The sequence below is a fragment of the Mesorhizobium sp. genome (genome assembly GCF_024509055.1).
GTDB lineage: Bacteria > Pseudomonadota > Alphaproteobacteria > Rhizobiales > Rhizobiaceae > Mesorhizobium.
The window spans coordinates 1-10712 of record NZ_JANINM010000508.1 but is presented as its reverse complement, the minus strand read 5'-3'; the positions used below and the strand labels follow the sequence as shown (position 1 = coordinate 10712).

Below are 10712 nucleotides of genomic sequence, written 5' to 3'. Positions count from 1 at the left end.
ATCTGGTGATGACGCTCGGCACCTTCGCCTTCATCCTCGCCATGCGGCGCAAGGAGGGCAATGTGGAGCAGATCAGCGACCTTTCGGGCCTTGCCACCACCAACCCGATCATGGCCACCATCCTTACCATCCTGATGTTCTCGCTGGCCGGCATCCCGCCGCTTGCGGGTTTCTGGGGGAAATGGTACGTCTTCCTCGCCGCCATCAACGCGCATCTTTACGCGCTGGCGATCATCGGCGTGCTGGCTTCGGTGGTGGGCGCTTACTACTACCTGCGCATCATCAAAATCATGTGGTTCGACGAGCCGGTCGGCGGCTTCGTGCCGATGGCCAGCGAACTGCGCCTCGTGCTCGGCGTCAGCGGCGCCTTCGTGCTGTTCTACGTGCTGATCGGCGGACCGATCGGCAACTACGCCGAAGCTGCTGCCAAGACGTTCTTCTAACGGAATGGCATTTCGGCTGGCTCCAACCGCGGCGTCGGAAGGATTCCGGCTCGAGGCCCATGACAGCGTAGGATCCACCAACGCGCTGGCGCTGGACCACGCGCGGGCCGGTGATCCGGGCAAACTCTGGGTGGTCTCGAAGAAGCAGGAAAGCGGTCGCGGCAGGCGTGGTCGCGCATGGGCGACACCCGAAGGCAATCTGGCGGCAACGCTGCTCCTGGTTCCCGGCGGCGAGCTTCGGCTCGCCGCAACCTTAGGCTTTGTCGCGGGTTTGGCACTTGCCGACGCGCTCGACGCGGTCGTGCCGCAGGGCAGGATCGCCGTCGCGCTCGACGGGGCTAGCCAGGGGCGTAACCGCTTCGAGTTGAAATGGCCGAACGATGTGTTGGCATCGGGTGCCAAGCTGGCCGGCATCCTGCTGGAATCGGCGATGCTGGAGGGCGGCCGCTTTGCCGTCGCAGTTGGCATTGGCGTCAATGTCGTGGCCTTTCCCGAGGATTTGCCATATCCCGCGACCTCGCTGCAGGCACTGGGCGCCGGCTGCGACGCCGAGACCCTGTTCCTGGCGCTGTCCGACGCCTGGAGCGAGAACGCCAGGCTGTGGGACGAGGGTCGGGGACTGGTTGCCATTAGGCAGCGCTGGCTGACCCGCGCCGCCGGCCTCGGCGGCGAGGTTGCTGTCAGAATCGACGGCAATGTGGTGCGCGGCGTCTTCGAGACCATTGACGAGGACTGCCGTTTCGTGATCCGCGACGATGCAGGATCGGTACTGACCATCGCTGCCGGCGATGTGCACTTTGGCGCAGTCGCTTCGGCGCGGGTATAATTTTGTTTTTGCGCAATTCCGGACGGAAAACGGTTAGACATTTTTCCTGGAGTTGCTCGGTGGACTTGGCCTGAAAGGCCAGGAAGGAAAGAATTCATGGCGAATACCGAAAACGCCGAACTCGTCTTTGCGCCGCTTGGCGGCGTCGGCGAGATCGGCATGAACTTCGCCCTTTACGGCTATGGGCCGGCCGATGCGCGCGAATGGATCGTCGTCGATGTCGGCGTCACCTTTCCAGATAGCGCGCATCCGGGTGTCGACCTGATCCTGCCCGACACCCGTTTCATCGAGGAGAATCTCGACGGGTTGCGCGGCATCGTCATCACACATGCGCATGAGGACCACTACGGCGCGCTGCTCGACGTCTGGCCGAAGCTCAAGGTGCCTGTCTGGATGACGCCGTTCACCGCGGGGCTGTTGGAGGCCAAGCGGCAGGGCGAGCAGGGCGCGCCGAAGATCCCGGCGACGATCTACCGGGCCGGCGAAAAGTTTACGATAGGCCCGTTCGAGATCGAGGCTATCCCTGTCGCGCATTCGATCCCCGAGCCAATGTCGCTCGCCATCACCACGCCTGCCGGCACTGTCATCCATACTGGCGACTGGAAGATTGATCCGGAACCGACGATCGGCCCGAAGACCGATGAGGCGCGCTTCCGCGCCTATGGCGAGAAGGGCGTGCTGGCGCTGATCTGCGATTCAACCAATGCATTGAGGGAAGGCGAGTCGCCCTCCGAAGTAGCGGTGGGCGAGGGCCTCAAGGGCGTCATCGAGAGCGCCAAGGGCCGCGTCGCGGTCACCACCTTTTCCTCCAATGTCGGCCGCATCGTGTCGATCGCCCGGGCGGCGCGCGATGCCGGACGTCAGTGCCTGGTGCTAGGCCGGTCGCTGAAGCGCGTCATCGATGTCGCCGGCGAGCTCGGCTATATGGACGGCCTGCCTGAATTCATCTCCGAGGAGGATTACGGCTATATCCCGCGCGAGAACCTGGTGATCATCTGCACCGGCAGCCAGGGCGAGCCGCTGGCGGCGCTGGCGAAGCTGTCGCGCGACGAGATGAAATCTGTATCGCTGACGGCTGGCGATACCGTGGTCTTTTCCTCGCGCACCATTCCCGGCAACGAGAAGGCGATCCTCGAGATCAAGAACCGCCTGATCGATCTCGGCATGAAGATCATCGAGGACGGCGACGCGCTGGTGCATGTCTCCGGCCATCCGCGCCGCAGCGAGCTGCGCAAGATGTATGAATGGGTGCGGCCGAAGATCGGCGTGCCGGTGCATGGCGAGGCGGCGCATCTGGTCGCGCAAGGCTCGCTGATGTCGATTTCTGGCATCGGACAGGTGGCGCAGGTGCGCGACGGCGATATGCTGAGGCTCTGGCCTGGCCCGGCGACGATCATCGACCAGGTGCCGTTCGGCAGGCTCTACAAGGATGGGCAGTTGATCGGCACCGATCAGGCAATGGGCATACGCGACCGGCGCAAGCTGTCCTTCGCGGGCCATGTCGCGGTCAATGTCGTGCTCGACGACAAATATGAGCTTGCCGGAGACCCCGACCTGGTGGCGATCGGCGTCGCCGAGGCCGACGGCAAAGGCGAGACGCTGGAAGACCTGATGCTCGATGCGGCAATCGGCGCGGTGGACTCTATCCCCCGCCAGCGCCGAAAAGACCTCGACCTGGTGCAGGAGGCGGTACGTCGCGCCGTCCGCGGCGCCGCCAACGAAGCCTGGGGCAAGAAGCCGCTGGTGACTGTGTTTGTCACGCGGTGACGAATACGGAAATAGGGGAGTAAGGCAGTAGGGGAGTATGGAAGAACGATCTGTGTTTTTCCCCTACTCCCTTACTCCCCAAAAGCGGAGCGTTGTATGCTCGGACGCCTGAACCATGTCGCGCTTGCCGTGCCGGATCTGGCCGCCGCGAGTGCTGCCTACCGCGATACGCTCGGTGCGCGGCTGAGCGCGCCTCAGGCGCTGCCCGAGCATGGCGTGACGGTGGTGTTCGTCGATGTCGGCAACACCAAGATCGAATTGCTCGAGCCGCTGGGCGAGGCATCTCCCATTGCCGCTTTCCTGGAGAAGAATCCGTCGGGCGGCATGCATCACGTCTGCTACGAGGTCGATGACATTCTGGCGGCGCGTGACCATCTGAAGGCGAGCGGCGCGCGCGTGCTCGGCGACGGCAACCCGAAGACTGGCGCGCATGGCAAGCCGGTGCTGTTCCTGCATCCCAAGGACTTCTTCGGCACGCTCGTGGAACTGGAGCAGGCATGAACTGGGTTTCGCTGGTAGCGCTGTTCTTCGTCACCTGGTGGCTGGTGCTGTTTGCCGTGCTGCCCTTCAGCCTGCGCACGCAGGACGAGGATGAGGACGTGACGCTCGGCACGGTTTCGAGCGCGCCGCGCGGCCCGCATATGCTGCGCGCCGTCATACGCACCACGATCGTCACCGCGATCGTCATCGGTGCGTTCTACGGGGTGACGAAGGGCCTGGGATACGGCTTCGACGACATCCCGCACATCGTGCCGGACTTTAGTCATAGTGGCAGCAACTAAAGTCTTACACAGTTTCCGCAAGTATTGAGCAACAGCCACGCGCGCTGGTTGAATTCGGAAGCCGGCTTCCGATTTCGCTGACCGATTAGACGTCATGCTGTTCGGCAGTTTGTCGTGCTAAGTAGATGATTGCACAAAAAAAATGCAAGGCACGAGGCCTTGCAATTTAAACGCGTCCGATCCGTTTCCGGTGTCCGGCGGCAGCGAGTTACCGCGCCTAGATCGCATCCTCCCAAGACTTTGACCGCGTAGGAGAGCAGATTTTTCTCCGCCCTCTCGGTTATCGGCGCACACTAGACCAACGCAGGTGAAAATGTCACGAAGAATTTTGCCTCGAAACGGGCAATATCGTGCTGCACTGCACAATAGTGCGGCAGGGCTTGCTTGTGAATCGATCAAAAAGCCATTTGCGCCACTTTCGCGCCAAGATGCCCTTTTTGGTTAGGGGCAGAAGGCCTCGATACTTTGGGGCACTCGGGTTTCCATTCCGTCATGAAATGGCTATGAAGCCCGGGCAAGCAGCCTCGGTTGCGCCGATTCTTGCGCCGCCATTTTCATTCACGGACCAGTCCATGCGTTTGTCGCGCTACTTCCTGCCTATTCTCAAAGAAAATCCCCGCGAAGCCGAAATCGTTTCGCATCGGCTGATGCTGCGCGCCGGCATGATCCGCCAGCAGGGGCAGGGCAGTTTTTCCTGGCTGCCACTCGGCAAGCGGGTGCTGGACAAGGTCTGCCAGATCATCCGTGAGGAGCAGAACCGCGCCGGCGCGCTGGAAATACTGATGCCGACCATCCAGTCGGCGGATTTGTGGCGCGAGAGCGGCCGTTACAACGACTACGGCAAGGAGATGCTGCGCATCAAGGACCGGCAGGACCGCGACATGCTCTACGGTCCGACCAACGAGGAAATGGTCACCGAGATATTCCGCGCCTATGTGAAGTCCTACAAGGACCTGCCGCTCAACCTCTACCACATCCAGTGGAAGTTCCGCGACGAGGTGCGCCCTCGCTTCGGCGTGATGCGTTCGCGCGAATTCCTGATGAAGGACGCTTATTCCTTCGACCTCGATTTCGAGGGCGCCAGGGCAGCCTACAATCGCATGTTCGTGTCCTACCTCAGGACGTTCACGCGCATGGGGCTGCAGGCGATCCCGATGAGGGCTGATACCGGGCCGATCGGTGGCGACCTCAGCCACGAATTCATCATCCTGGCCGAGACCGGTGAAAGCCAGGTGTTCTGCGATCGCGCCTATCTCTCGCTCGACGTGCCTGGTGCGAGCACGGATTTCGCCAATGACGGCGAGATCGGCGGTATTGTGAAGGAATGGACGACACCTTACGCCGCCACCGACGAAATGCATGACGAGGCGGCCTGGGAGAAAGTTCCCGAAGCAGACCGGCTCTCGGCGCGCGGCATCGAGGTCGGCCACATCTTCCATTTCGGCGAGAAGTATTCGAAGCCGATGGGCGCCAAGGTGACCGGCCCTGACGGCAAGGACCATTTCGCCTCCGGCGGCTCCTACGGCATCGGCCCGTCGCGCCTGGTTGCGGCGATCATCGAGGCGAGCCATGACGAGAACGGCATCATCTGGCCGGAAGCCGTTGCGCCGTTCGATATCGGCCTGATCAACATGAAGGCGGGCGACGGCGAATGCGACCGCGTCTGCGACGAGCTTTACGCGGCGCTGACTTCGGCCGGCAAGGACGTGCTCTACGACGATACCGACCAGCGGCCGGGCGGCAAGTTCGCCACCGCCGACCTGATCGGGCTGCCGTGGCAGGTGATCGTCGGTCCGCGCGGCGTCGCCGCCGGCGAGGTCGAGATCAAGAACCGCCGGACGGGCGAGCGCGAGACGCTGCCGGTCGCCGAGGCCAAGAAGCGCCTGGGTATCGCTGCATGACCGAGGTGGCGGCTGCCAGAAAACCGGCGGGGGCCTTTTCGGGCTTCGAGCGCATGGTGGCGTGGCGCTACCTGCGCTCACGGCGCAAGGAGACGGTGATCTCGGTGATCGCCTCGATCTCCTTCCTCGGCATCATGCTGGGCGTCGCCACGCTGATCGTGGTCATGGCCGTCATGAACGGTTTTCGAGCGGAACTGCTCACCCGCATCCTCGGCGTCAACGGCCATCTGATCGTGCAGCCGCTCGATTCGCCGCTGGAAGACTATGCCCAGGTGGCGAGCCGCATCAACGGCGTCCCCGGCATCAAATATGCCATCCCGCTGATCGATGGGCAGGTGCTGGCGCAGGGCAATGTCGGCGGCGGCACCGGCGCGCTGGTGCGCGGCATCCGCGGCGAGGATCTGAACAAGATCTCGATCGTCGCCAGCAACATCAAGCAAGGCACGCTCGACGGCTTCGACACGGGCGACGGCGTGGCGATCGGCAGGCGTATGGCCGAGAATCTCGGCCTCGTGCTCGGCGACACCATCACGCTGATTTCGCCCGAAGGAGACGTGACGCCGCTTGGCACGACGCCGCGCATGAAGGGCTATAAGGTCACGGCGATCTTCGAGGTTGGCATGTCGGAGTATGACAGCTCGATCGTCTATATGCCGTTCTCCGAAGCGCAGCTCTATTTCAACATGGACGGGCGGGCGCAGACGATCGAAATCTATGTCGACAACCCCGACAATGTCGACGCGCTGAAGCCGCTGGTCGAGCAGGCGGCTCAACGGCCGATCGATATCGTCGACTGGCGACAGCGCAACGAGACCTTCTTCTCGGCCCTTCAGGTCGAGCGCAACGTCATGTTCATGATCCTGACGCTGATCGTGCTGGTGGCGGCGCTCAACATCATTTCCGGCCTGGTGATGCTGGTGAAGGACAAGGGCCACGACATCGCCATCCTGCGCACGATGGGCGCCTCGCGCGGCGCGATCCTGCGCATCTTCCTGATGACGGGAGCAGCGATCGGCGTCACCGGCACGATCGCCGGGGTGCTGCTCGGTGTTGTCATCTGCGCCAACATCGAGTCGATCCGCCAGTTCTTCTCGTGGATGACCGGCAAGATCCTGTTCAACCCGGAGCTCTATTTCCTGAGCCAGTTGCCGGCGAAGATGGACGCGCGCGAGACGACCTATGTCGTCATCATGGCGCTGGGCCTGTCGTTCCTGGCGACCGTTTTCCCGGCCTGGCGCGCAGCCAGGCTCGATCCCGTCGAAGCCTTGAGGTACGAATGATGGCGGAGGCCATTATCGAGTTGAAGGGCGTCGAGCGGCACTACGTCCAGGGGCCGCGCAAGCTGACAATCCTGAACGGCGCCGACTTCTCGCTCAGGCGTGGCGAGATGGTGGCGCTAGTGGCGCCATCGGGCACCGGCAAGTCGACCCTGCTGCACACGGCGGGGCTGTTGGAGCGACCAGACGCCGGCGACGTGATCCTCGGCGGCCGCGCTTGCGGCCGGCTTTCGGATGAGGAGCGCACCGCAATTCGCCGCAACGATGTCGGCTTCGTCTACCAGTTCCATCATCTGCTGCCGGAATTCTCGGCGCTCGAAAACATCATGATGCCGCAACTGATCAAAGGGCTTCCTCCCAAGGAAGCGTCCGAGCGAGCGGCGCAGCTTCTCGACTATATGCAGATCGGCAAGCGCGCGCAGCACCGGCCGGCGGAGCTTTCGGGCGGTGAGCAGCAGCGCGTCGCTATCGCACGCGCCGTCGCCAACGCGCCGCTGGTGCTCCTGGCCGACGAACCGACCGGCAACCTCGACCCGACAACCGCTTCCTATGTCTTCGACGCGCTGGAGGCACTGGTCAGGCAGTCGGGCCTTGCGGCGCTGATCGCCACCCACAACCACGAGCTCGCCGGGCGCATGGATCGACGGGTGACGCTTGCCGAGGGCAAGGTCGTCCCCCTGTAGGCTGCGTTGATATTCAGGTGAGGCCGGCCTGCGAAAGGCGGCCTCCTGCGCTTCCGGTGCTCACGTACCCAGAAGTACGCTCCGCTCCGGTTCTCGGAAGCCACCATCCTCGGCTCGGCCTGACCTGAATCTCAACACACCCTGGCGCCCTTTCACCAACTTTGGTGGCCGTCAACCTTTCCTTAACCCTGCACAACGGGATCGCCCGGATTCGGCCGGCGCGCGTTTTCGCGATCGTTGACATTCGAACAAAATTAGAACAAATTACGAACATACTAACAACAGGAGAGAGTTATGGCCGATCTGGTTCAGGATGTCGTCTCGCTGGTTTGCATGAGCACCTTTCTCATTTCCATGGCGATGTTGATTGGCGCCATGTGAGCAGGCGGTTTCGCCGTCGCATTCCGGACGGGCAATCGGCCCGTCCTGTGGTTCGGGCCAGACAAGAGCCCGCCGTTCGGGACGAGCAAGAGCTCGCCCTTTGTTAAGCTTTTCTTGGCCGCGCCACCGCTAGGCTGCCTCTTCAAGACAGGGAGCAAAGGCAGTGTCGGCCATCGTCACGGTCCTTCTCGTGGCCGGAAATCTCGGACTGATCTTTCTGCTGATGACGGCGCCGCTAGGGCTGCGCACGGTCCGCGCCAGCCGTGTGATAGCGGCGGAGCGTGATCGCCTCTGGCAGGCACTGTGGCCGTTCGGCAGCGACGCCGGCTGGTCGGCTGAAATCCTTTCGGCCCAAGACCTGGATAGCGAGGGCAACGCGCTGATCAGACTGTCCTGGGAAGGCCGGGACGGCCAGCCGATCGAGCGCAAGGCGCGATTCGCCGATGTCGCCGAAGGCAGCCGGTTTTCGATGCGCGTCATCGAGGACACGGCGCTCGATCCGTCTTTTTGGGCGAACTATCGAGAGACAACGGAACTCGCGCCCGAGGGCGACCGGACGCGGGTCACGTTCACGCAGACCGATCGCTATCGCGGCGTCGCCTTCCTGATCTTCCGCTTCTTCGCCATGCGGCGTGAGCTTCGCAAGCTCGACGTATGGGCGAAGACAGGAGAGTACCGCAAAGGTGGCTTGTTCGAGCATCCGGTGAGCCAGATCGGCTTCGCCGTGCTTTCGGCCTTCATCCTATGGCCGTTCTTCGGGCTCAATCTCGGCGGGTTGGCGCTGGCCGCTATCCTGACTTCGGTGGTGGCGCTGCACGAGCTTGGCCATATGGCAGCGTTCCGACTGATGGGGCATCGCAGGGCCAGGATGATCTTCATTCCGCTGCTCGGCGGCATCGCCATGGGCGGCAGGCCCTATGACAGCCGTTTCGAGGTGGCGTTCGTGGCCCTGATGGGCGCGGGCTTCTCCGCCTTCCTGGTGCCGGTGCTGATCGCTGCCAGCGGCTATGCCAACGGGGAGGGATATCGGCTTGCGGCCGCGCTGCTTGCGACGCTTGCCGGCTGCGCGTCGTTGTTCAACATCGCCAACCTGGTGCCGGTGTGGAAGTTCGACGGCGGCCAGGTGCTGCGCCAGATCTGCCCCGGACCGGCCGCGCTCGCGCTCGCCTCATTCTTCCTGCTTTCGGCTTTGCTCGCGATCGGTTGGCGGGCGGGTTTTTCGCCGAGCTTTCTGCTGGTCGCGGGCGCGGTGTTCTCGATCCTCAGCCTGCTCACCATGGGAAGCGGCGTAAAGCCGCGTCATGAGTTGAAGCCGATCCGGCCCTTCGACCGGCTAGCCATGGCCGGCGCGCTGCTCGCGGTCTTCGCCATCCATGGCTATGGGATGCTGTGGGCCTCCGCGCAGCTGATGTGAGAACTGGGTGTCACCCCGCCTTGCGTGCCAGCTCCGCAACTGGAACCGCGGCAGGCCCGAAGACATCCTCGAAGGCGGTTTTCAGAGCCACATCGAGGTCGGCCATTGTGACCGGCAGGCCAAGGTCGACGAGGCTGGTGACGCCGTGATCCGAAACGCCGCAGGGCACGATCCCGCCAAAATGGCCGAGATCCGGCTCGACATTGATGGCGATGCCATGAAAGCTCACCCAGCGCCGCAGCCGGATGCCTATTGCGGCGATCTTGTCTTCGGCAGGGGTGCCGTCGGGTAGGGCGGGGCGGTCCGGCCGCACCACCCAGACGCCGACGCGGTCCTCGCGCCGTTCGCCGCGCACGTTGAAGGCGGCAAGCGTGCCGATGATCCATTGCTCCAGCGCGGCGACGAAGGCGCGGACATCCTCGCGCCGGCGCTTGAGGTCGAGAATCACATAGGCAACGCGCTGGCCCGGGCCGTGATAGGTGTATTCGCCGCCGCGCCCGGCGGCAAAGACCGGGAACCGGTCAGGATCGATCAGGTCCTCTATGCGCGCGCTGGTGCCGGCGGTGTACAGCGGCGGATGTTCGACCAGCCAGACCATCTCCGCAGCCGCTCCGGAGCGGACCGCCTCGGCGCGCGCTTCCATGAAGGCGAGGGCATCCGGATAGGAGGCGAGGCCAGGCTCGATCACCCATTCGACCGGCGCCGAACCGGGCAGGGGCAGGAACGACGTGGCGATCTGGCTGCGTTCTGTCATCATTCAATCTCGACTTGCCCTCATATGGCGGCAATCGGTCGAAACGTCCAGTTCCGGCAGCGCGCCACCCGTTCGTGACGGGTTGTGGAAATCAGCGACGAATATTCCGCACGGCGCACTTGTTTCGCCGGAAACGATTTGCTACAGGCCCCGGGCCGGACGGTTCCGGCTCCTACCACGTGCGGTCGTGGCGGAATTGGTAGACGCGCAGCGTTGAGGTCGCTGTGGGGCAACCCGTGGAAGTTCGAGTCTTCTCGACCGCACCAAAATCTCCGACAATTTGCTTCTGACCGATCTGCGGTGTCAGCACTGGCGAGCGACACCGTGCTGCTGGAACAGCAGCGGCGGCAAGTCGATCAGACCGCCGCCGCCATTGCAATCATGTTCAAGCAGTGAGGCTATGCCGCCTTCTTGGTGCGTGCCAGCGTATCGGCGACGACCTCGCCGAAGGAGGCGGGGGTGGGCACGATGACGACGCCGGCGT

The 10712-nt window shown here is 63.4% G+C and carries 10 protein-coding genes and 1 tRNA gene; 10 read left to right on the top strand and 1 reads right to left on the bottom strand.

The annotated features are described in order from the left end of the window. The 9 genes from Q0L57_RS30005 to Q0L57_RS29965 form a co-directional block, all read left to right on the top strand. Positions 1-443, top strand: a 443-nt coding sequence (locus Q0L57_RS30005; RefSeq protein ID WP_296746709.1) for a proton-conducting transporter membrane subunit, incomplete at its 5' end; no start/stop codon positions are given. Positions 444-447: 4 nt separating this feature from the next. Next, on the top strand, positions 448-1269 hold the full coding sequence (locus Q0L57_RS30000; RefSeq protein ID WP_296746708.1) for a biotin--[acetyl-CoA-carboxylase] ligase: 822 nt from the start codon (positions 448-450) through the stop codon (positions 1267-1269). Positions 1270-1365: 96 nt separating this feature from the next. Continuing rightward, entirely contained in the window at positions 1366-3036 is a 1671-nt protein-coding gene (locus tag Q0L57_RS29995; RefSeq protein WP_296746707.1) for a ribonuclease J, read from the top strand. A gap of 96 nt (positions 3037-3132) precedes the next feature. Next, positions 3133-3537: a methylmalonyl-CoA epimerase gene (mce, locus tag Q0L57_RS29990; protein ID WP_296746706.1), complete on the top strand. Its 405-nt coding sequence runs from the start codon at positions 3133-3135 to the stop codon at positions 3535-3537. Further along, positions 3534-3818: a DUF1467 family protein gene (locus tag Q0L57_RS29985; protein ID WP_296746705.1), complete on the top strand. Its 285-nt coding sequence runs from the start codon at positions 3534-3536 to the stop codon at positions 3816-3818. The genes mce and Q0L57_RS29985 overlap by 4 nt, the downstream gene beginning before the upstream one ends. Before the next feature lie 572 nt (positions 3819-4390). Continuing rightward, positions 4391-5719, top strand: coding sequence for a proline--tRNA ligase (proS, locus tag Q0L57_RS29980; RefSeq protein WP_296746704.1), 1329 nt, complete (start codon positions 4391-4393; stop codon positions 5717-5719). After that, positions 5716-6999 (top strand): lipoprotein-releasing ABC transporter permease subunit, encoded by a 1284-nt coding sequence (locus Q0L57_RS29975; protein WP_296746703.1) that lies wholly within the window; start codon positions 5716-5718, stop codon positions 6997-6999. The genes proS and Q0L57_RS29975 overlap by 4 nt, the downstream gene beginning before the upstream one ends. Beyond that, positions 6996-7679, top strand: coding sequence for an ABC transporter ATP-binding protein (locus tag Q0L57_RS29970; protein WP_296746702.1), 684 nt, complete (start codon positions 6996-6998; stop codon positions 7677-7679). Before Q0L57_RS29975 ends, Q0L57_RS29970 begins: the two co-directional genes overlap by 4 nt. A 544-nt stretch (positions 7680-8223) precedes the next feature. Continuing rightward, on the top strand, positions 8224-9474 hold the full coding sequence (locus Q0L57_RS29965) for an SRPBCC family protein (RefSeq protein ID WP_296746701.1): 1251 nt from the start codon (positions 8224-8226) through the stop codon (positions 9472-9474). A 10-nt stretch (positions 9475-9484) separates the two neighbouring features. Here Q0L57_RS29965 and lipB read toward each other — a convergent pair whose 3' ends face one another. After that, a complete protein-coding gene (gene lipB / locus Q0L57_RS29960; protein ID WP_296746710.1) occupies positions 9485-10228 on the bottom strand; it encodes a lipoyl(octanoyl) transferase LipB in 744 nt (247 codons plus the stop codon). A gap of 181 nt (positions 10229-10409) precedes the next feature. Between lipB and Q0L57_RS29955 the strand changes: the two genes are divergently transcribed. After that, a tRNA-Leu gene (locus tag Q0L57_RS29955) sits at positions 10410-10494 on the top strand. Positions 10495-10712 lie beyond the last annotated feature (218 nt).